Below are 21453 nucleotides of genomic sequence, written 5' to 3'. Positions count from 1 at the left end.
AGGGTTATGTTGCGTGTAATTTTGGCAGATGACGAGCAGTATGAGCGGAATTATCTGGAGAAGGTTATAAAGGAGAGTTATCCCGGCTTGCTGGAGATTGTCTACAAGGCAGTGGACGGTATGGATTTGATGGAGAAGCTGGAGGAATGCAAGCCCCAGATTGTGCTTTTAGACATCAAGATGCCCCGGATGAACGGGCTTAAGACAGCAGAGGAGGTGCGCAAAAGGCATCCGGATATCCAGATTGTGCTGATATCCGCTTACAGTGATTTCTCCTTTGCCAAACAGGCAATCAAGCTGGGGGTGACGGATTATCTGCTGAAACCCTATTTGGACTCGGAGCTTCGGGAGACACTGGATAAGGTCATTGCCAGGGTAAGGGAACGGGAGGATACCTTGTCCATGCTGTCCTATTCCAATTACCTGGTGGAGGATGGAAAGTCAGCCTTTGATTTTTACCGGGATCTGGAAAAGGATTTGCTGTGGGATGTGTTCTTTGGCCGCAGGGACAGGGATAAACTGGAAAAAGAGTTTGCCATGTGGGGAGTGGGACCGGGGTGGTTTAAGGTAGTGCTTATTTCCAGTCCGGCCCTGATTAGCATGGGAGGATTTTCCCAGGAGGTGCTGAAAAATTATTTTCACATGACAGGGGTGACGGTGCTTAACAGCATCTGGATGGACCAGATGGTGATCTGCCTTTATTCTCAGCAGCAGGATGGGTTTACGGAACTGACCGGCTGCATTACCCGCGCAAGGGATTACCTGGCTGAGGAGAGGAAAATCCCGGTGGCCTGCGGTGTCAGCGGCGCTTATGAAGGCATGGAACGGCTGACGGAAGCCTATGGGGAGGCGGCTTCCTTTATCAGGGAGTATTCCGCGCAGGAGGCGCGCCTTGCCTTTGACAGCATGACGGAGGGCATGAAACGGATCTGCGGCCTGGAGGAACAGATCATCAAATCCCTGTCCCTGGAGGACCAGGACCTGAGCTGCGTGCTTCTTACGGAGATGATTGAGGAGCTGGAGACCCTTTTAGGGTATCAGGATGTTTCGGTAAAACTGAATTTCGGCCGCAGCCTGATGACAATTATCCGGGGAATCAACCAGATACCGGGGATACGGGTCAAGACCTCGGAGGCAGCCAGGCGTTTTGAGAAGCTGGGACAGCTCAATTTTAACGGGGATAATTTAAAGTATCATGTAGAGTATTTTTCGGAAATGAAGATTCAGAGGGAATGATGTTCAGGCGGTAATGTTTGTGCAAATTTGGAAAATGACCGGTCCTGGTCAGGAGGAACGTGTTGAAAAAACAGTGGTTGATAGGGGCCGCGGCCGCAGCGCTGATTGCAGGCCTGGCGGGCGGCTACGGGATTTTAGAAAATAAGGGGGCCGCGGGAGCGGACAATGAACCGGAGATTGTGCTCTGCTACGGCGAGGTGAATCCGGAAGGCCATGTGCTCACGGATTCGGCCCAGTATTTTGCCGACCGGGTCAGTGAACTCACTGGCGGCAAGGTCATGGTGGAGATCTATCCTTCCGGACAGCTGGGGGACGATGCGCGCTGTTACCAGTCCATGGAGATGGGGGCGCTTGACTTGTACCGGGGCAACAGCATGTCCCTGGTGGACAGCGGGAATCCCATGATGTCTGCCCTGGTGCTGCCCTATGTTTTCCGGGACAGGGAGCACTTTTGGAAGGTTTGCAGCAGTGATTTGGGCAGGGAAATACTGGATAATATCCAGGACTGCACCGGAATGATTGGCCTGGCCTATCTGGATGAAGGAGCCAGGAACTTCTTTACCGCCGACAGGCCGGTCCGCAGACTGGAGGATATGAAGGGGCTTAAAATCCGGGTTCAGGTGGCGTCCATGATGGGCGATACCGTGGAAGCTCTGGGGGCGGAGGCTGTGCCCATTGCCTATGCGGAGCTTTATACGGCTCTGGAGTCAGGGACCATCGACGGGGCGGAGAACCCGCCGGTGAGCTATTATTATAATAAGTTTTATAAGGTTGCCCCTTATTATGTGAAGGACAGGCATACCTATACCCCCGGAGTGATTCTGGTGAGCAAAATAACCTGGAAAAATCTGAAGAAGGAATATCAGGATGCGCTGGTTCAGGCGGCAAAGGAGACCCAGGAGTATAACAGAACGGCCATTGAAGAAGCGGATCAGAAGGCTTATGAGGCGCTGGAGAAGGAGGGGGTCACTATTCTTGAGCCGGAGGATCCGCAGGCCTGGAGCCAGGCAATGGAGCCGGTATACCGGAAATACGGCGGGGAATATCTGGACCTGATTGAAAAAATCCGGCAGATACGATAGACACATACACAATGACAGGAGGAAGGCCGCGATGGCAACAGGACTTATGAAACTGCCCGAAAACAGGGTACGGAGAAATTACACAGGGGGTGCGGGAATTGACCGGCTCCATGGAAAGGCCCGGCAGGAGGACAACAATATGCCGGAGGAATGGGTGGGCTCCATGGTGGAAGCCTCCAATCCGGGAATGGAACCCATTGCACACGAAGGGATGGCTGTGGTGGAGACCGAGGACGGCCCCAGGTTTCTGCGGGACATAATAGACGATGATCGGGAGTTTTACCTGGGCGCCGCCGGCAGGGAGGGGGGCTGGCGCCTCAGCTTCCTGCTTAAGATTCTGGATTCAGCCATGCGGCTTCATGTACAGGCCCACCCTTCCACCCAGTTTGCCAATGAAGTGATGGGAATGCCTTATGGAAAGCTTGAATGCTACTATATTCTCCATGTGAGGGACGGTATAAGCCCATACATACGTCTGGGATTCCAGCATACGCCCGGAAGAGATGGGTGGAGGGAAATTGTGGAGAAACAGGACAAGGCCCGGATGGACGGCTGCTTTGAGAAGATCCCGGTGCAGGTGGGGGAGGTCTGGTATATTCCGGGCGGAATGCCTCATGCCATTGGCGAGGGAATCACTATGCTGGAAATTATGGAGCCGTCTGATTTGGTGGTGCGGTGTGAGTTCGAGCGGGAGGGAATCGTTGTGCCGGAGGACGGCCGGTTTATGGGACGGGGGCTGGACTTTTGCCTGGATATTTTTGATTATACAGAGTATTCCAAAGAAGAAATCATGGAAAAATGCAGGATAGAGCCCCGTGTATTGGAGGAAACAGACGCCTTCCGGCGGGTGCGGCTGGTGGACGGGACGCTGACCTCCTGCTTCTTTGTGGAAAAACTGGAGGTGAACGGGCCGGCACTGGTGGGGCATAACCGGAAATTCAATCTGGGCGTGGTGTGTGCCGGAAGCTGCACCATGGAAGAGAGTGGACAGGTGATCCGCCTTAAGGCAGGAGACAGCTTCCTGATTGCAGCCGGGGTAAAAGCATACCAAATACGGCCTGAGGGCAGCGTCCAGATAGTGATGGTGTATCCGGGAAAGGATATGGACAAGCTCTAATCCAGATTCAGGTTGCGTACGGAATTGCGGATAATCAGGGAGGCTTTTAATATGGGAAGCTCTGCCCGGACCCCGGATTCCAGATAACCGTGAATAAAGTCAATGGCGGTTCCTGCCAGTTTGCGGACAGGGATGCTGACCGTTGACAGGGGCGGAGTCACAAAATTAGCCATGATACAGTCATCGTAGCCAAATACGGACAAATGGTCCGGAATCCGCAGCCCAAGGATGTAACAGGCCCGGTAGATATTGAAGGCGGTCATGTCGTTGCAGGCAAAGATCGCCTCAGGGCGGTCGGGCTTTTGAAGCAGCTGCAGGATCCGGCCGGGAGTGGTCCCCATATCCTCCGGGTTGATGTCAAAGAGCATGTGGCTGGGGCGGCAGTCCAGCCCGTGCTCCTTAAGGGCCTGGGCCATGCCGTCATAGCGGTCCCGGTAGGTGAGGTTGTCAAAGCTCTGGAAGATGCCGCCGATATTTTTATGCCCCAGCTTAATCATGTAGGAAACCGCTTCGTAGGCGGCTTTTTTGTTGTCCAGACGGAGGCAGTGCTCCATATCATCCTCGAAGGAGCGGTTTAAATACACATAAGGGATGTCGTACTTTGCCAGGTTCATGATATGGTCATGCTGGCTGGTGACCGGGGTAATGATGACCCCGGCTATATCCATGCCGATTAAATTTTCTAAAATCTGTTTTTCTTTTTCCAGGCTGTATTCCGTGTTGTTCAGGTAAATGATATAGCCCTTTTCTGCTGCACAGGCTTCCAGGTACTGTTCCAGCTTGGTGTAGTAGATATTAGTCAGGGAAGGCAGGACCAGAGCCAGAGCCTGGCGGCGTCCGGTCTTCAGGTTGACAGCCAGGGTGTTGGGCCGGTATCCCAGTTCCGCAACTGTTTCCAGTATTTTCTGTTTTGTCTCTTCTTTTAAGTATCCTTTGCCGGAAAGGGCGCGGGAAACCGTGCAGACGGAATAGCCGCATCTTTTTGCCACGTCTTTGATTGTTACCATATTCCGGTCCACCTCCCTGTGATTCACTGAAAATGTATACACAGTTATTGTAAAGGTTTCTTGAAATAATGTCAAAATGAAAGCAGAAAAAAAACAGGAACTTTTAAAAAATAAGTCGAATTGTGAAGATTGCATAAAAATAACGTTAAAATTCTGTTAAACTTTTTTGCAGAAACTACTTGATGGAAAATATGTAAACGTTTATACTAAATGAGGAAAATATGTAAACGTTTAGCGAAAGCTGTTACGCTGGACAACGTAAGGAAAGGGGATAACAATGAAAAAGAGAGTATTATTAGCAGGTGTTCTTACCGCAGCAATGATGGCAGTTACGGCATGTAACGGCATGCCGGGTATGGGAAATGCCCAGCCAGCTGCAACCCAGGCAAAGGAAGGGGACAGCAGTGAGACTGCTGCAGGCGATGACAAGGTATATGAGTTAAAGATTTCAACTTCCCAGACAGAGCAGGCCCTGATTACCAGGAACTACCAGAAGCTGGCTGATGTGTTAAATGAGAAATCAGGCGGCAGGCTGAAGGTAAGTGTGTTCCCGTCCGGCCAGCTTGGCAGTGACGAGGATGTACTGGAGCAGGCCATCCAGGGCGCTAATGTTGCAGTTAACACAGATGCTTCCCGTATGGGACAGTATGTGAAGGATTTCTCCATTCTGATGATGGGTTACTTTGCAGATAACTACGAGGAGTGCTATAAGATAACACAGACCGATACATTTAAGGGCTGGACAGATTCCCTGTCCAAGGACCATGGAATTAAAATCCTGTCCTTTACATTCTACGACGGCCCGCGTCATTTTATGACAAACAAGCCAATCAACACGCCAGAGGACTTAAAGGGCATGAGAATCCGTACCATCGGACAGGAAGTATGTACCGAGACCATCCAGGCCATGGGCGCTACTCCTATTTCCATGTCATGGGGCGAGGTTTACAACGGAATCCAGTCCAAGGCACTGGAGGGCTGCGAGGCACAGAACACATCTACATATCCATCCAGACTGTATGAAGTGTGCAAATATCAGTCCAAGACAGGACACTTCCAGCTGATGCAGGGATTAATCTGCGGCCAGAGCTGGTTTGAGAGCCTGCCGGAAGATTTGCAGACACTGCTGGTTGAGACCTCCATCGAGGTTGGCCAGGAAACAGCTGCTGACGTAATGACAGAGGCTGACGAGGCTGAGAAGGCAATGGTTGAAGCAGGAATGACCATCGTAGAGCCTGACCTTGCTCCATTTAAGGCAGCCGTTGATCCTGTATATGAGAAACTTGGCTATGCTGAACTGAGAGATAAACTGTACAAGGAGATTGGTAAGACCAACTAATTCCAAGGTACATTCCGCAATACAGAAAGGAAGCTTTTAAATGAAAAAAATTTCTGCTGTTATTTTAAAGACAGAGGAGCTTCTGGCCGGTGCAATGTTATGCATGATTGCCGTTCTGGTGTTCTGGTCCGCAGTGGCCAGAACCATCGGAATGCCGGTGAACTGGGCTCAGGATGTTTCGCTGCTGGCATTTGGATGGCTGACCTTTATCGGCTCTGATATCATCATCAAGAGCGGCGGCCTGATTCGAATCGACATGCTGTCCAACCGGTTCCCCAAGGCGGTCCAGAAGACTCTGATGCTGGTGTTTGACGTTTTCATGCTGCTGTTTTTATTGATACTGATTGTTTACGGATTCCTGCTGGTATCCCAGAGCTGGAACCGTACCTTTAATACCCTGAAGATGAGCTATGCCTGGTGTACTCTGGCAGTACCGGTGGGCTCCCTGCTGATGTTTTTCAGCATGATTGGCAAGATGCTCGGTGATATCAGGAAACCAATGAAAGAATGGGGGGTTAATTAATGTTAAGTGCTGTTGGATTTTTCTTAATACTCCTGTTCCTCGGAATGCCGGTGGCCTTTGCCATTGCAGTGTCCGGATTTTCCTTCTTCCTGATGAGGCCTGAGATTCCGTGGACGATTCTGGTGCAGAAATCCCTGTCCACCACCCAGTCCTTTACCATGCTCGCGATTCCGCTGTTTATTTTTGCCGGCAACCTGATGAACAACACAGGTATCACATCACGTCTGGTAAAGCTGGCAAACGTGCTGACCGGCCATATGTACGGTTCCATTGGACAGGTTTCCGTGGTTCTCTCAACCCTGATGGGCGGCGTATCCGGTTCCGCAGTTGCAGATGCAGCCATGGAATGCCGTATCCTTGGGCCCGAGATGACAAAGAGAGGCTACGCGCCGGGCTGGGCCGCTGCAATCAACTGTCTGTCAGGACTGATTGTAGCCACGATTCCGCCTTCCATGGGCCTGATTCTGTACGGCACTGTGGGTGAGGTTTCCATTGGCCGCCTGTTCGTAGCCGGATTCCTTCCAGGCATCATTATGTGTATCTTCATGATGATTGCCACATCCTGGTCCGCGCGCCACTACGGATATCAGCCTGACCATGACAAGCCGTCACCTCCAGGGGTTATCATCAAGTCCTGTTTTGAGAGTATATGGGCGCTTATGTTCCCAATCCTGCTGATTGTGCTGATTCGTTTCGGTGTCATGACCCCGTCGGAATCCGGTGCCTTTGCCGTATTCTACGCACTGTTCGTAGGTATCTTCATTTATAAGGAACTGAACCTTGAGAAGTTTAAGAAGTGTATCGTGGACAGTGTTAAGGATTTATCCGTGATTACCATGATTCTGGCCTTCTCCGGCATATTCAGCTACGGCGTTGTATTTGACCAGCTGCCAAAGACCCTGACCACTTTGCTGGTAGGTCTGACCAGCAATAAATATGTGCTTCTGCTGCTGATTTTAATTATGCTGACTGTGTTTGGTATGTTCATGGAGACAACGGTCATCACCCTGATCGTTACCCCCATACTGATTCCGATTATCACACAGTACGGAATTGACCCGGTTCACTTCGGCATCATCATGATGACCATTGTTACCATGGGCTGTTCCACGCCTCCTGTTGGAGTTGCGTTATACACCTGTTCCAATATCATGGACTGCTCGGTGCAGGAGACCACGAAGTATTCGCTGCCGTTGTTCATAGCTATTATGGCCACGCTGGCTATCTGCGTATTCTTCCCGGATCTGGTGCTGTTCCTGCCAAATATGATTTATGGTACAAGTATGTAATCTGATTTTTATAAAGCCCGGCAAGGGCTGCCTCTAAGGGGCAGGCCTTGCCGGGCTTTTAGGATGATTATTTTTTAAATCTGGGACAGACCCATAAACCGGTCCAAGGATAATATTTTATTCGACAGCTTTAATTCCCATCTCATCTAACTGTTTCAAATGATCGCGCATACCCTGCAATACTTCCGGTGAATGTCCTTTCCATCCCATAGCTTCAGCAACAATTTTTAACGGCTGGGTTGTTCGGTATGACTTTGTCGGGTTCCCGGGAAATTTCTTATCCGTTACATTTGGGTCGTCTTCAAATTCTCCCGTTGGCTCCACAACAAAAATCCGCTGCTTTCCATCTCCCGAAGCCAGCTCTGCTCCCCAGATGGCAGCGTCCAAGGTCCCTGTAAAATAAACATAGTTGGCAGCCCTGTTTTCATCATAATTAGATAAATACCCAGGCACCAACAGATCCCCCACGCTTAAATCCGCTTTGGTTCCATGAAAAAACGTGCCGGGACTAAATATAACTGAATTGCTCATGCAAAACCTCCTCAAAATATAAATTATTTTCAAGCGTTCAACAAAACCGCAGCGCTGCAAAATGCGTTTACTATTCGGAATATCCTTAAAATCGGCAGAGCCAGCCACAGCCCGGTCACGATTGCGGATTAGGAATCAAAAGCTATGCCATAAGTAATCGTTAGGATTCTTTTCTGTTTTTTCTAATTGTCCTATTACGATTTTGAGAAAAAGCCCCTCCATTGGCTCTGCCGGATAAGAACAGTTTAAGTCTTTCTCCAGGTTTGGTATGTCCTCCGCCTTATCCGCCAAAGGCGGATATTCGTGTTTCTTATGTTCTGAATTTTAATGTGGGTTCTGTCTGGTGCCTTTATCTATTCTCATATTGTGCCCCAAGGTTAGATGGCTTGTTTGAATAAATAATTAGAGCTAATAAGACTCAGATAACGAAAGAAATATACATACAAAAATGTAATAAGTGGTCATAAATGTGGAACACCGCAAAGCGTATATTACGTTGCCCTGGCTGCCGCTGTTCTTTTTAAGAATAACAATCATTCCCTGATGGGTATATTCCTGTTCTTTATACTCTAAATTTTAATGAGGAATCTGTCAAGTTGTTTCATCTAATCTTATATTGTGCCACAGGTTTTTATGAAATCAGGATGGGAGTCAGGCAGGATTTTGGTCAGAACATGACCTGTAAATATTTTACAGCATAAACTGGAAAACGCCGTTAAACACACTGTTCATCAGCCTTCCCGCTGTGCCCGTTCCCGCTGTGCCCGTTCCCGCTGTGCCCGTTCCTGCAGCAGCCGTTCTTTGGCTTCGGCTGTTGTTTCGCCTTCTTTTGCAAGATAGGTTTCTACAAAGGTATCTTCAATTTTGGTGTATCTGTCTACTACACTGTGCTCAATGTTGAAAAAAACTTCCGTAAGTGCTTCAGCGATTTTTTCATTTGTTTTTACAAGTTTTGATGTTGCCATAAATTATTATCCTTTCTTTTCATATTTCTCGGCCATACAAATCTGCAGTAATTAAGAGTACAAATGATTAAGAGCAATAGCGGGGGAATTATCCGGCCTGATTTCATTCTTTTATGCCTATAGCCAGTGGAATTAAGCAAAGCAGAATTACAATCCCGGCAAGGCCAATTACAATCCCGGCAGTCATTTTACCCCATATCATGCTAAAGCACATCCCAACTCCAAACGCCATTGTACCGGCAATTCCTATCACAATTGACAAGATCACCTTTCCTGAAAATCGGACAGGCTCTTTATGCTCCATTCTTCTCCATATAAGCACTGTAATCAAAGCCAGCGCCAGACCAGCACTTCCTAAGGCAAGCCCTGGTTTGAAAGCCCCCCACTCCGGGATAAGAGCCATACACATGCCGAGAGCGAAAAGCACCCCGCTTACGGTTCCTGATATCATTGCGGCAAAACTACTTTTTTTCATGTAAAGTACCTCCTTTATTTTTATTAAATCAACGCTTGTTGGTTTAATCTGGATATAGTATAATGCATTTATAAAACAAAAAACAATCACCAATAACGGGACAAGTGTTGAGATAAAGGGGATTTTATGAATACACCCAATAACAAACGGAAGAAAGAGTCCATTGAACGGATTGAAAAGGTTTTTATCAGTTTGCTTCAGACTAACGAGCTAAATGAAATCAGTGTATCGGATATTTGTAAGCTGGCCGGATTAAACCGCACGACTTTTTATGCAAATTATACGGATATTTACGGATTGGCTGACTCTATACGGGACAAGCTGGAACATAACTTATCTGACTTGTACCAAAATGAAATCACCCGGGGATTCAACAGTAACGATTATCTTAAATTGTTCCGCCACATAAAGGATAACCAGATATTCTATAAGACCTATTTCAAACTGGGGTATGACGACAGCTATAAGATTATTACTTACGATATTAACCTTGCACGGCAGCATTTTGAGAATCGTTTTATTGAATATCACATGGAATTTTTTAAAAGCGGAATCACAAAAATTATCAAATTATGGCTTCAAAACGGCTGCAAAGAAAGCCCGGAAGATATGTATGAAATCATAAAAAGCGAATATCAGGGGCGTGCGGATAGCGGGAAAGAATGTTCAGACACACTCTGACATCATCCGCCTGCATTGTTGGATGTGCATAAAATATCTGCAGGAAGATTGGCCGCATTAGATATTGATTTCCTTTTAAATGACTGTTATATTGTTAGAGTATCAATTGTTCTTTGAAAAAATCATATCTATATCGCTGTTTAAAACATAGCTGGGACCACGGGCATACGTTTAGTATCACGGATACTGAATCCGTATGGATGCATCGTGGACACCCGTGCCGCCGGCAGTATACCAGTCATATAGTCTATGAAGCAAAGATTGTTTATGAATTTACATCAGGAGGTAATCATGAAAGGAACCTTACTCGTAAAGAACGTTAAGCATCTTGTTACATGTGACGGGGATGACAGACTGCTTGACGGTGTGGATGTGTTCATCCGGGACGGAGTCATTGCCGGAATCGGACAGGAAGCAGGAACAGCGGAGGATGTGATTGACGCATCTAATATGGTGATGTATCCCGGACTTATCAATACACACCATCATTTATATCAGACGTTCAGCCGCAATTTACCGCAGGTACAGAACATGGAGTTATTTCCATGGCTGAAAACATTATATGAGATATGGAAGCACGTGGATGAGGACGTGGTCTGTTACAGTGCGCTTACAGGCATGGGAGAGCTGTTGAAAACAGGCTGCACCACCTGTCTGGACCACCACTATGTGTTTCCCGGGTCAGCCGGGGACGGGCTGCTGGACGCCCAGTTCGGGGCAGCGGATGCCCTGGGAATCCGTTTCCATGCCACCAGAGGGAGTATGGATTTGAGCGTGAAGGACGGCGGGCTGCCTCCGGACAGCGTGGTGCAGACCGTGGACCAGATTCTGAAGGATTCAGAACGGGCCGTGAAGAAATTTCACGACAAAAGCAGGTATTCCATGCACCAGGTGGCGTTGGCGCCCTGCTCCCCTTTCAGTGTGACTGGGACGCTTTTAAAGGAATCGGCACAGCTGGCCAGAGAGCTGGGAGTCAGGCTCCACACCCATCTGGCTGAGACAAAGGACGAGGAGCGGTTCACAACGGAGCGTTTCGGGATGCGGCCCCTGGAGTATATGGAGAGCCTGGGATGGATGGGGGAGGATGTGTGGTTTGCCCATGGAATCCATTTCACTGAGGATGAACTGAAACGGCTGGCTGAGACCGGGACCGGGGTAGCACATTGCCCTATATCCAACATGAAGTTATCTTCCGGCGTTGCGCTGGTGCCTAAGATGCTGGAGCTTGGAGTGCCCCTGGGGCTGGCTGTGGACGGTTCTGCCAGCAATGACGGCTCCAACCTTCTGGAGGAGATGCGGGTGGCCTATCTGCTTCACCGGCTCTGGTGGAGCCGGCAGGCGCCGTCTGCTTATGACATCCTGAAGATAGCGACCAGGGGAAGCGCCCGCGTGCTGGGAAGGGATGACCTGGGACAGATAGCAGTGGGAATGGCGGCAGACTTTTTCCTGGTGGACATGAACCGGATGGAACTGACCGGCGCCCAGTTTGACCCCAAATCCATGCTGTGTACCGTAGGGCTTAAGGGCAGTGTGGATTACACGGTGGTGAACGGGGAAATCGTTGTAAAGGAGGGAAGGCTGGTCCGCGTGGACGAGGAGCGGACCGTGGAAAAAGCCAACCTGGCGGTAAAAGAATATATGGGGCGTTCGTCATGTTCTGTACTGCTGTAGGCGGCAGGGAGGCAGGCGTTTAGTGAAGCCGTCTGAATGAAACAGAGAGACGGCAATGGAGACGGATTGACAGGCTGTACATAAGGAGCTGCGTTTATTAAACCGCGCGGCTCCTTTTTTTGCGTACCGGCAAGGATTCTGCTTCTCCTGTTTTTTCACAGTATTTTCAAACTTATTAAAGGTTGGCTAAAGGTTTCAACGTTATGATAACTGGTAGAAAATACAGATGCCCCATTGGGCAAAAGGAGGAAATTATGGAGGAAGCAATGGTAATCAGAAGGGATGGAACAGGTAAGCGGTTTGGGGTTCTGGCCGTCCTTATGGCGGCCGTATTCCTGGTATTCATGGGTACGCATACGGTTTACGGAGCCGGCGGTCTGGACCTGAATACGGACTATCCGGGAATATCGGTAAAGCCGGGAGACAGCCTGAATATTCCTGTCACACTGGAGAACTACACAGGGGCCAGTCTGAATGCGGATTTGGAGATCACTGCCATGCCTGAGGGATGGGAGGGATATCTCCAGGGCGGCAGCTATCAGGTGAGCCGCGTCCATGTAAAGAACGGAGAAGAGGGAGCCCAGGTGACCCTGCATGTGACGGTTCCAAAGGAGCTGACAGAGGGGACTTACACGGTGGAGGTAAAGGCGTCTGCGGGCGGGGGTCTCACAGCCAGTCTGCCCGTCTCGTTTATGGTAAATGAGATGAATGCGGGAAAGGGAAGCTTTACCTCGGAATACCCCCAGCAGGAGGGAACCACGGGGACCAGTTTCTCTTTCAGCACCACACTGATTAACAATGGACTTAAGACGCAGTCCTACAGCTTATCATCCAATGCACCCTCCGGCTGGGGTGTAAGCTTTACCCCCACCGGTGAGACAGCCAAGGTGGCTGCCCTGGAGGTGGAGTCCGGCGCCAGCAAGGGTATGACAGTGTCGGTGACGCCGCCTGAGGGGGTTGCGGCAGGGGAATATGACATATCCTGCAGCGCTGTATCGGCGGAGGAGACCCTTGACACCAGCCTGAAGGTGGTTATTACAGGCAGCTACGGCCTTAAGGTATCCACCCCGGACGGCCGCCTGAGCTTTGACGCCTATGCGGGCCGGTCCTCGGATGTGACGCTTAACATTACCAATACAGGCAACGTGGATCTGGAGAATGTGACGCTTAACTCATCCCTGCCCACCGGCTGGACCGTGACCTACAATACGGAGAACAACATGATCCCGTCCATTCCCGCAGGAAGCACCACAGAAGTTATTGCCCATGTAAAGCCTTCTTCGGAAGCAATCACAGGGGACTATGTGAACACGTTTACGGCATCCTGCGAGCAGACCCAGTCAAACGCTGATTTCAGGGTATCGGTTAAGACCACGACAATCTGGGGTGTGGTGGCAGTTGTCATCATCCTGTGTACGGCCGGAGGCCTGGGCTATGTGTTCCGCAAATACGGCAGAAGGTAGCTTGTATGGATAGTTGGCTGGAAAGGGGTCATTGTTATGGATTATGAGGAAGAAATGATGATACGGACCGAACACCTGTCCAAATCCTACGGGGAGAAGGAAGCGGTCTGTGATTTGACACTGGAAATCCGGCGGGGGGAAATATTCGGGCTGCTGGGACCAAACGGAGCCGGAAAAACCACCACCACCCTTATGCTGTTAGGGCTGACCGAGCCCACGGGCGGCAGTGCGTACATAGACGGGAAGGACTGCGCCAGACAGGCCATCGACGTCAAGCGGATGGTGGGGTATCTGCCGGATAATGTGGGGTTTTACTCCGACATGACAGGACGGGAGAACCTGCGGTTTACAGGGCAGCTAAACGGACTGCCCAGTGATGTGACAGACCGCCGGATGGAGGAGCTTCTGGAAAAGGTGGGCATGACGGAGGCAGCCGACCAGAAGGCGGGAACCTATTCACGGGGAATGAGACAGCGTCTGGGAATTGCCGATGTCCTGATGAAGGACCCGAAGGTGGTTATCATGGATGAGCCCACCCTGGGAATCGACCCGGAAGGAATGCGGGAGCTGATGACCCTGATACGCAGCCTGGCGGAGGATGATAAAAGGACCATTCTCATATCATCCCACCAGCTTTATCAGATTCAGCAGATTTGCGACCGGGTGGGGCTGTTTGTGGACGGCAGGCTCATTGCCTGCGGAAGGATTGACGAGCTGGCAGGGCAGATGCGCCGTGAAGGGCATTATGCCCTGGAGGCAGCTGCTTTTCCCGATGACAGCGGATTCGAGGAACTGCTAAGGAGCCTTGGCAATGTGGAGCAGGTGGAGCGGACCGGCGATTTCTATGTAGTCCATTCCAGGTCAGACCTGTGCAGGGAGTTAAACCGCAGGGCCCTGGAAAAAGGCTATACCCTGCGCCACTTAAGACAGCGAGGAAATGACCTGGATGAAATTTACCGCAGATATTTTGAGAAAGGAGAGCAGAAAAATGGTGGTCTCAATCAAAAGAAAAATAAAGGATTCCTTTCTTTCGGCAGGGAACAGCGGTAATAATATGCCAGACAAAGGTGCACAGATAAGACCGTGTAATGGCATGGGCGGCATGGCGGCCTTATACCGAAAGGAGATGTCGGACCACATACGCAGCAAACGGTTCCTGATTGTGCTGGGACTGATTCTGCTGACCAGCTGCGCCAGCATATACGGGGCGCTGACCGGCCTTTCGGATGCGGTTGCGTCTGATTCCAGCTACATTTTCCTGAAGCTGTTCACCTTAAGCGGAAGCTCCATCCCGTCCTTTACCTCTTTCATTGCTTTGCTGGGACCTTTTGTGGGGCTGAGCCTGGGATTTGACGCCATCAACAGCGAACGATCCGAGGGGACGCTTAACCGTCTGGTGGCGCAGCCTATTTACCGCGATGCAGTTATAAACGGGAAATTCCTGGCAGGCGCCACAATCATCTTCCTCATGGTCTTTTCCATGGGACTCATCGCAGGTTCTGTGGGACTTTTGGCCACCGGGGTGCCGCCTTCTGCCGAGGAAGCGGGAAGGGTGCTGGTGCTGCTGTTTTTCACCTCTGTGTATATCTGCTTCTGGCTGGCGCTGTCTATCCTCTGTTCCGTGCTGTGCCGCCATGCAGCCACATCAGCTATGATTGTGATTGCGCTGTGGATCTTCTTCGCGCTGTTTATGACCCTGGTGGTGAGCATTGTTGCCAATGCCCTGTATCCCATGGGGCAGACTGCATCGGCAGGGCAGATTCTGGATAATTACAGCTGCCAGATGAGCCTGAACCGCTTGTCGCCTTATTACCTTTACAGTGAGGCGGTTTCCACCATCATGAATCCCATGGTGCGGTCCACCAATATCATCCTGCCCCAGCAGCTGTCGGGCGCCATCAGCGGATATCTGTCACTGGGACAGAGCTGCCTGCTGGTATGGCCCCATCTGACAGGCCTGCTGGCGCTGACGGCCGTGGTGTTCGCCGCTTCCTACATCAGCTTTATGAGAAGGGAGATACGCAGCAGGTAAAAGAGCAGTACAGGTTTGTGAATTATCTGTGAAATCCACCTCTGTTCTCTTGCAGTTCATACAGAATTGCGAGAGAATACAGGTGGATTTTTCAGACATGGCGCAACACAGGGAGTGGATATAGATGAGAGTTTTGATTGTGGAGGATAACAGACGGCTGGCTGAGTCCATCCGTGACATATTAAAGCATTGGTATGACTGCGATATCTGCGGAGACGGCAATACCGGCTGCTGGCTGTTAAAGGACGGCGGCTATGACGCAGCTGTCCTGGACCTGATGCTGCCCGGAATGGATGGAATCACCCTGTTGCGGGAGGCCAGAAAAATGGGATGCCAGGTTCCGGTACTGATACTGACAGCGAAAAGCGAGCTGGAGGACAGGGTGACGGGGCTGGAAAGCGGAGCTGATTATTATTTGACCAAGCCCTTTGACATGCAGGAGCTTCTGGCTGTCATGAAGACCATTTTAAGGCGCAGGGGGGAGATGATACCCGAAAACCTGAACCTGGGAAATGTATCCTTAAGCCAGGCAGACTACACCTTAAGAGGGCCGCACAAAAGCATACAGCTGGGCAAAAAGGAATATGACATCATGCGTATTCTGATGGTGAACCGGGATATGGTGGTTTCCAAGGACACCCTTTTGTCCAAAGTATGGGGAAATGACGCGGAGGCAGTGGAGAACAATGTGGAGATTTACATATCTTTTTTGAGAAAGAAGCTGGATTTCCTCAAGGCGGATGTGATGATTGTCACCATACGCAAGCTGGGATACAGGATAGTGGAAAAGGACGGCAGGGAGGTGCTGTGATGAGGGAAATAGGCAGGCTTCGGCTTAAGTTTATCATTTACAATATGCTGGTGGTGACAGCGGTCATAGGAATAACCTTCTGCGCAGTGACCTCTGTGGTGAAGCACAGGGTAAATGACCAGGGGAGCCTGGCGCTGTCCAGGGTGGTATCAGGGGAGGAACAGTCCCTGATATTTGCTGCCATGCCGCCGGTACGAATGCCGTATTTCACTGTTCTGGTGGGGGAGGACGGTGTGGTGTCGCTGAAGGAAGGATATGGTGCTTACTGGGAACCGGAATTCCTGGAGCAGATGGCTGTCCTGGGCATGAACGGGGAGGAGGACATGGGAATACTGGACGCATACCATCTGAGGTATTTAAGAATCAGCCAGCCGGCCGGTTATATGATCGCATTTGCAGATACCACCTATGAGGATTCACTGAGAAACGGGATCATGAAATACGGCGGAATGGCCTGTGTGGCTGTGTGGCTTGGGTTCTTCGCGCTGTCCTATTTCTTTTCCCGGTGGGCCGTAAAGCCGGTGGAGGAGTCTGTCCGCATGCAGAAGCAGTTCGTGGCGGATGCTTCCCATGAGCTAAAAACGCCGCTGACCGTGATTACGGCCAATGCAGAGCTTTTACAGGAGCGGTATGCAGGCATATCGGCAGAGGCGGACAAGTGGATGGAGCATGTAAACCAGGAGTGCAGGGAAATGCGCGCCCTGGTGGAAAGTCTCCTGCTTCTGGCCAGGAACGATTCCTATGTACCGGGGAAGGGAGAATTTACCCGGTTCAGCTTAAGCGAGCTGGTTATGGAGAAGATACTGACCTTTGAACCTGTGTTTTACCAGGAGGAAAAGGTTCTGGAGTATGACATAGAAGATGATGTGCTGATGATGGGAAACCCCTGCCGGATGGGGCAGCTGATTAAGGCCCTGATGGACAACGCGGTTAAATACTGCGTACCCAGGGGACGGGCGCAGATAAGGCTGGAGAAGACAGGCCGCAGCAGGGCCAGGCTGTGGGTGTGCAGCCAGGGAGAACCCATACCTGAGGATAAGCGCACATTGATTTTCAGGAGGTTTTACAGGGACGACAGCGCCAGAAGCAGCACAAGTGGTTATGGCCTGGGACTGGCCATAGCGGCAGAGACAGCCAGAAGCCACAGGGCCAGGATTGGAGTGGAGTATAAGGACGGAATGAACTGCTTTTACGTGACAGTGAAAAGGAAGAGGGGGTAAAAGCGGGTGGTATTAAAAAGACAGTATTAAAAAGGGGAATGGTATTCTCCTTTTTATTTTAACAGGAATGTGTTAGAATGTTTTTATATATTGAAACAATACACGCAAACGGCTGCCTGCTGCAGTCTAAGGGGAGGACTAGGAAGATGGGGAAACAACCGCGGGATGCGGAGAATACCACCAGGGCCTTTTTTAAGGAATACATGGTAAACCGGAATGTGGAAGCCACGCTTGACTGGCTGATGGATGATGTACAGTGGATTGGCACTGGCAAGGGTGAGTATTCCTGCGGAAAGGAACAGGTACTTGAAGCACTGGAACAGGAGTTTTCACTGGACCCGGACGCCTACCGGCTTATATGGGAGGATATAAGGGAGAACAGCCTCACCCCTGACTGCGCCGTCATGCAGGGCAGGCTTACTGTGGTGCGCATACTTCCCGACGGCGAGAACTTTGCCATGGGCGTGCGCGTTACATCCACCTGTGTCCGCACAGCGGAAGGTTTTAAAGTGTCTTCCATCCACGCGTCCGTACCCGCTGATTTTCAGGAGGAGGGTGAATTCTTTCCCCTTTCCTTTGCGGAATCCGTAAGTGAGGAGTATGCCCGCCGCATGGGCAGAAGCGCCCTGGAGCTGCTGGGGAAGACTATCCCAGGAGGTATGCTGGGCACCTACTTTGAACCGGGCTTTCCGCTGTACTATGTCAATGACAGGATGCTGGACTGTCTGGGATATACATATGAAGAGTTCAGCCAGGACAGTCAGGGCATGGTGGGTAACTGCATCCATCCCCAGGACCGGGAAAGGGTGTACGGGGTGGTCCGGGACGCCTTTGGCAAAGTCCGGGATTATGGGGTGCGCTACCGCATCCGGAAAAAGAACGGCCGGTATATCCATGTATATGAGACCGGGAATTTTGCCCAGGCAGAGGATGGAAGAGATATCTGCCTGAGCGTGGTCCGGGATATTTCCGCCGAGGCGGAGGCCGAGGAGCGGCTGAAACAGGAGAACCGGGAAAAGGAACGCCAGGCCGGCCGGTACGACCAGCTGTTCCAGTCGGTTCTGTGCGGCATCATGCAGTGGAAGCCGCTGGACCGGGAACGTGTGGTGTTTAAGAATGCCAACCGGGAGAGCATACGGATTCTGGGATATGAGCCGGAGGAGTTCTGGTCCCACGGAGTCTGGCAATGGAAGGAGCTTATTGCCGAAGCGGATTACCAGATGAAGCTGGACCAGCTGGACAATCTGGAAAAGGCAGGCGACAGCATGAATTTCCAGTACCGTGTCCGCCAGAAAGACGGAACGTCCTGTTGGATACTGGGAAAACTGGAAATGGTAGAGGACGGGGACGGGGAGCTGATTGCCCAGAGCGTATTTCTGGACATTGACATCCGCAAGCGCACCGAACACCAGAACCAGCAGCTTAAGGAGCTGGCCGAGGCAAACAGCGCCATACTGAATATGGCTCTGGAGCACACATCCCTGTGCGAGTTTTACTATTACCCGGACCGGCGGACCTGCGTCATTCCGGACAGGACCAGCGCCCGGTACCAGTGCGGCAGCCGGTATGTGAATATGCCGGACAGCTTTGCACAGGAGATGGTGGTCCCTGGAGGCCGCAGGGATTTTATCCGGATGTACGAGGACATCCACAGCGGAAAACGAACTGCCTCCGCCCAGTTTCTGACTGTCAAGGATTCCTGGTGCAGGGTGACCATGTCCGCGGTGGAATACGGAGAAAACGGACAGAACGGAACCGTTCTGGGAATCATAGAGGACATTACAAAGGAACAGACCATGGCTATGGCTTTGGAGGAGGCCAAATCCAAGGATTTACTGACCGGACTGTGGAACAGGGAGGCCGGGACCAGGATAGCCCAGGAGTATATGGCCCAAAAACCCCTGGGAGAGCGCTGCGCCCTCATGCTTCTGGACATGGATAACTTTACCCGCATCAACCAGGAGGAAGGCGTTGCCTTTGCCAATGCCGTTCTCCAGGAGGTGGCCGATATCCTGCGGGCTGAGACGGAGCCGGATGATATAAGGGTGCGTATGGGCGGCGACGAGTTCATGCTGGTGTTAAAGGGTAGGGGAAAGGCCGGGGCAACGGTGACAGGTCCCCGCGTCGCGGCCAGGGTCCGGGAGCTGTTGCTTCAGTCGGACAAGGACATCAGCATATCGGTCAGCATCGGCATGTGCGCCACCGAGGTGGTGGACGAGTACAGCGGCCTGTACCGGTGTGCGGAGAGCACTCTTAAATATGTGAAGGAAAACTGTCAGGGCAATGCGGCCTGTTATCTGGACACCTCCAACGAGCTGGGGGAGATGCTGACGGACCTTTATACGGAGAAACACCAGCTCAATACCATAGAGCAGGGCCTGACCGAGCAGAGGGAGGACCTGGTCTCCTTTGCCCTGGACCTTCTGGGAAAGGCAAGAAATTTAAACGACGCGGTGCAGCTGCTCTTTGCCAGGCTGGGCAAGACGTTCGGCCTGGACCGGGTGTCACTTCTGGATGTGGACCGTGATTATCTGACCTGCCGCTTCAGCTACCAGTGGGCCAGGGATAAGACAGACCTGATGATGCATAAGACCTTTTACATTACAAGGGAGCAGTATGAGCAGTGGCCCGGTCAATTTGACCCGTCAGGCCTGAACAGACACGCTGTCTATGATGAGTCGTCCATGAGCTGTCTCCAGGCAGCCATATGGAACCAGGGCATGTTTGCCGGCATTCTGAGCTTTGAGGTGAAGACGGACGGATACAGCTGGAACGACGAGCAGAGGAAGCTTTTGGAGGAGCTGAGCAAAATCATTCCGTCCTTTGTGATGAAAGCCAGGGCGGATGCCGTAAGCCAGGCCAAGACGGATTTCCTGTCGCGGATGAGCCATGAGATACGCACGCCGCTTAACGCCATAGTGGGCATGACCTCCATAGCCAGAAATGTGGTGGATGACAGGGACCGGGTGCTGGAATGCCTGGATAAATTAGAGACATCCAACCAGTATCTCATCAGCCTTATCAATGATATCCTGGACATGTCCCGCATTGAGAGCGGAAAGATGGAGTTGAATGTGCAGTCCATGGACATGGAGGATTTCGTCAGATCCCTGGAGGGCATGATGCGGCCCCAGGCAGAGCAGAAGGGCCTGCGGTTTATTGTGGAAAACAGATGCTGTCAGGGACTGGCTCTTGTGACGGACCGCCTGCGGCTGGAACAGGTGCTGATTAATATTATCGGAAATGCCGTCAAGTTTACAGGAGAGGGAGGGGACGTGATATTTTCCATCACACCGGAGGAAGGAAGCTCCGGCGGCCAGCGTCTCACATTTTCCGTAAAGGACACGGGAATCGGCATTGCTTCAGAAGCTATGGACAGCATTTTCAATGCCTTTGAGCAGGCGGAGAAAAACACTTCTGTCAAATACGGGGGAACCGGGCTGGGGCTTGCTATTTCCAGCCGCCTGGTCCAGATGATGGGAGGCACGCTGGGAGTACGAAGCGTCCTGGGAGAGGGATCGGAGTTCTATTTTACCCTGACTCTGCCCATTGGAAAGCTGGACGGGCAGACGCCCCGCAGCAGAGAGCCGGAGCACCATGATTTCCATGGCAAGCGTTTGCTGGTTGTGGAGGATAACCTGTTAAACCAGGAGATTGCACAGTCGCTTCTGGAGATGGAGGGCTTTCTGGTGGAGACAGCGGAAAATGGGCAGGCTGCCCTGGATGCCTTCGGAAATCATGAACCGGGATATTATAACGCGGTGCTCATGGATATACGCATGCCTGTGATGGACGGAATCGAGGCTACCAGACGTATCCGCACCATGGAGCGGCCGGATTCCAGAACCATTCCCATTATCGCCATGACAGCCAATGCCTTTGATCAGGACAGCAGGAAGTCCCTGGACAGCGGCATGAACGGCCACCTGTCCAAGCCCATTCGTGTGGAGGAACTGCTGAGAATGCTGGATGCATGTCTGTAAACGGATAAGGTTGTGGATATTAGATAAA

The 21453-nt window shown here is 51.3% G+C and carries 18 protein-coding genes; 14 read left to right on the top strand and 4 right to left on the bottom strand.

What is annotated here, in order from left to right:
• The first annotated feature begins 6 nt into the window (after positions 1-6).
• From LI015_RS09610 to LI015_RS09600, 3 genes are all read left to right on the top strand, one after another.
• Positions 7-1236 (top strand): response regulator, encoded by a 1230-nt coding sequence (locus LI015_RS09610; protein WP_002578196.1) that lies wholly within the window; start codon positions 7-9, stop codon positions 1234-1236.
• A 62-nt stretch (positions 1237-1298) separates the two neighbouring features.
• Positions 1299-2318, top strand: a complete 1020-nt coding sequence (locus tag LI015_RS09605; protein WP_264468439.1) for a TRAP transporter substrate-binding protein — start codon at positions 1299-1301, stop codon at positions 2316-2318.
• Positions 2319-2349: 31 nt separating this feature from the next.
• Positions 2350-3435: a class I mannose-6-phosphate isomerase gene (locus LI015_RS09600; protein ID WP_002571932.1), complete on the top strand. Its 1086-nt coding sequence runs from the start codon at positions 2350-2352 to the stop codon at positions 3433-3435.
• Here the strand turns inward: LI015_RS09600 and LI015_RS09595 are convergent.
• Positions 3432-4442: a LacI family DNA-binding transcriptional regulator gene (locus LI015_RS09595; RefSeq protein ID WP_119205266.1), complete on the bottom strand. Its 1011-nt coding sequence runs from the start codon at positions 4440-4442 to the stop codon at positions 3432-3434. The two genes, LI015_RS09600 and LI015_RS09595, sit on opposite strands and share 4 nt — an antisense overlap.
• A gap of 277 nt (positions 4443-4719) precedes the next feature.
• On the opposite strand from LI015_RS09595, the gene LI015_RS09590 reads away from it, so the two are divergent.
• The 3 genes from LI015_RS09590 to LI015_RS09580 are packed head-to-tail and all read left to right on the top strand — an operon-like array spanning position 4720 to position 7593.
• Complete coding sequence (locus LI015_RS09590) at positions 4720-5781, top strand: C4-dicarboxylate TRAP transporter substrate-binding protein (protein ID WP_002571933.1); 1062 nt, start codon at positions 4720-4722, stop codon at positions 5779-5781.
• 40 nt (positions 5782-5821) lie between these two features.
• Positions 5822-6304, top strand: coding sequence for a TRAP transporter small permease (locus LI015_RS09585; protein WP_002569921.1), 483 nt, complete (start codon positions 5822-5824; stop codon positions 6302-6304).
• Positions 6304-7593: a TRAP transporter large permease gene (locus tag LI015_RS09580; RefSeq protein ID WP_002569920.1), complete on the top strand. Its 1290-nt coding sequence runs from the start codon at positions 6304-6306 to the stop codon at positions 7591-7593. Before LI015_RS09585 ends, LI015_RS09580 begins: the two co-directional genes overlap by 1 nt.
• Positions 7594-7710: 117 nt before the next feature.
• Here the strand turns inward: LI015_RS09580 and arr are convergent, their stop codons facing one another.
• From arr to LI015_RS09565, 3 genes are all read right to left on the bottom strand, one after another.
• The gene (gene arr, locus LI015_RS09575; RefSeq protein ID WP_117626533.1) at positions 7711-8124 is read right to left on the bottom strand and encodes an NAD(+)--rifampin ADP-ribosyltransferase; all 414 of its coding nucleotides are present in this window, start codon (positions 8122-8124) and stop codon (positions 7711-7713) included.
• A gap of 731 nt (positions 8125-8855) precedes the next feature.
• Entirely contained in the window at positions 8856-9089 is a 234-nt protein-coding gene (locus LI015_RS09570; protein ID WP_227124711.1) for a hypothetical protein, read from the bottom strand.
• Between the two features lie 103 nt (positions 9090-9192).
• Complete coding sequence (locus LI015_RS09565) at positions 9193-9564, bottom strand: hypothetical protein (protein ID WP_227124709.1); 372 nt, start codon at positions 9562-9564, stop codon at positions 9193-9195.
• Positions 9565-9690: 126 nt separating this feature from the next.
• Here LI015_RS09565 and LI015_RS09560 point away from each other — a divergent pair, with 126 nt between their 5' ends.
• The 8 genes from LI015_RS09560 (at position 9691) to LI015_RS09525 (ending at position 21425) form a co-directional block, all read left to right on the top strand.
• Positions 9691-10245 carry a TetR/AcrR family transcriptional regulator gene (locus LI015_RS09560; RefSeq protein ID WP_002569916.1) on the top strand — a complete coding sequence of 185 codons (555 nt, stop codon included), beginning with the start codon at positions 9691-9693 and terminating at the stop codon, positions 10243-10245.
• Positions 10246-10536: 291 nt separating this feature from the next.
• Complete coding sequence (locus LI015_RS09555; RefSeq protein ID WP_227124707.1) at positions 10537-11916, top strand: 8-oxoguanine deaminase; 1380 nt, start codon at positions 10537-10539, stop codon at positions 11914-11916.
• Between the two features lie 254 nt (positions 11917-12170).
• A complete protein-coding gene (locus LI015_RS09550; protein WP_002569914.1) occupies positions 12171-13379 on the top strand; it encodes a COG1470 family protein in 1209 nt (402 codons plus the stop codon).
• Between the two features lie 36 nt (positions 13380-13415).
• Positions 13416-14429: an ABC transporter ATP-binding protein gene (locus LI015_RS09545; RefSeq protein WP_002571941.1), complete on the top strand. Its 1014-nt coding sequence runs from the start codon at positions 13416-13418 to the stop codon at positions 14427-14429.
• Positions 14368-15411, top strand: a complete 1044-nt coding sequence (locus LI015_RS09540; protein WP_002571942.1) for an ABC transporter permease — start codon at positions 14368-14370, stop codon at positions 15409-15411. The genes LI015_RS09545 and LI015_RS09540 overlap by 62 nt, the downstream gene beginning before the upstream one ends.
• 124 nt (positions 15412-15535) lie before the next feature.
• Positions 15536-16222, top strand: coding sequence for a response regulator transcription factor (locus tag LI015_RS09535; protein WP_002569911.1), 687 nt, complete (start codon positions 15536-15538; stop codon positions 16220-16222).
• The gene (locus tag LI015_RS09530; protein WP_002569910.1) at positions 16222-17442 is read left to right on the top strand and encodes a sensor histidine kinase; all 1221 of its coding nucleotides are present in this window, start codon (positions 16222-16224) and stop codon (positions 17440-17442) included. The genes LI015_RS09535 and LI015_RS09530 overlap by 1 nt, the downstream gene beginning before the upstream one ends.
• Before the next feature lie 146 nt (positions 17443-17588).
• Entirely contained in the window at positions 17589-21425 is a 3837-nt protein-coding gene (locus LI015_RS09525; protein WP_227124703.1) for an ATP-binding protein, read from the top strand.
• Positions 21426-21453 lie beyond the last annotated feature (28 nt).

Origin of the sequence: Enterocloster sp. 210928-DFI.2.20 (genome assembly GCF_020554465.1) — a bacterium.
Classification (GTDB): domain Bacteria; phylum Bacillota; class Clostridia; order Lachnospirales; family Lachnospiraceae; genus Enterocloster; species Enterocloster bolteae.
The sequence above is the reverse complement of the archived record's forward strand: the minus strand, read 5'-3'. Positions and strand labels throughout refer to the sequence as shown.

Excerpts from the sequence above, each read along its gene's own strand:
- LI015_RS09610 (WP_002578196.1), top strand. The coding sequence starts at position 7 with ATGTTGCGTGTAATTTTGGCAGATGACGAGCAGTATGAGCGGAATTAT.
- LI015_RS09600 (WP_002571932.1), top strand. The coding sequence starts at position 2,350 with ATGGCAACAGGACTTATGAAACTGCCCGAAAACAGGGTACGGAGAAAT.
- LI015_RS09595 (WP_119205266.1), bottom strand. The coding sequence starts at position 4,442 with ATGGTAACAATCAAAGACGTGGCAAAAAGATGCGGCTATTCCGTCTGC.
- LI015_RS09590 (WP_002571933.1), top strand. The coding sequence starts at position 4,720 with ATGAAAAAGAGAGTATTATTAGCAGGTGTTCTTACCGCAGCAATGATG.
- LI015_RS09585 (WP_002569921.1), top strand. The coding sequence starts at position 5,822 with ATGAAAAAAATTTCTGCTGTTATTTTAAAGACAGAGGAGCTTCTGGCC.
- LI015_RS09580 (WP_002569920.1), top strand. The coding sequence starts at position 6,304 with ATGTTAAGTGCTGTTGGATTTTTCTTAATACTCCTGTTCCTCGGAATG.
- arr (WP_117626533.1), bottom strand. The coding sequence starts at position 8,124 with ATGAGCAATTCAGTTATATTTAGTCCCGGCACGTTTTTTCATGGAACC.
- LI015_RS09570 (WP_227124711.1), bottom strand. The coding sequence starts at position 9,089 with ATGGCAACATCAAAACTTGTAAAAACAAATGAAAAAATCGCTGAAGCA.
- LI015_RS09565 (WP_227124709.1), bottom strand. The coding sequence starts at position 9,564 with ATGAAAAAAAGTAGTTTTGCCGCAATGATATCAGGAACCGTAAGCGGG.
- LI015_RS09560 (WP_002569916.1), top strand. The coding sequence starts at position 9,691 with ATGAATACACCCAATAACAAACGGAAGAAAGAGTCCATTGAACGGATT.
- LI015_RS09555 (WP_227124707.1), top strand. The coding sequence starts at position 10,537 with ATGAAAGGAACCTTACTCGTAAAGAACGTTAAGCATCTTGTTACATGT.
- LI015_RS09550 (WP_002569914.1), top strand. The coding sequence starts at position 12,171 with ATGGAGGAAGCAATGGTAATCAGAAGGGATGGAACAGGTAAGCGGTTT.
- LI015_RS09545 (WP_002571941.1), top strand. The coding sequence starts at position 13,416 with ATGGATTATGAGGAAGAAATGATGATACGGACCGAACACCTGTCCAAA.
- LI015_RS09540 (WP_002571942.1), top strand. The coding sequence starts at position 14,368 with ATGGTGGTCTCAATCAAAAGAAAAATAAAGGATTCCTTTCTTTCGGCA.
- LI015_RS09535 (WP_002569911.1), top strand. The coding sequence starts at position 15,536 with ATGAGAGTTTTGATTGTGGAGGATAACAGACGGCTGGCTGAGTCCATC.
- LI015_RS09530 (WP_002569910.1), top strand. The coding sequence starts at position 16,222 with ATGAGGGAAATAGGCAGGCTTCGGCTTAAGTTTATCATTTACAATATG.
- LI015_RS09525 (WP_227124703.1), top strand. The coding sequence starts at position 17,589 with ATGGGGAAACAACCGCGGGATGCGGAGAATACCACCAGGGCCTTTTTT.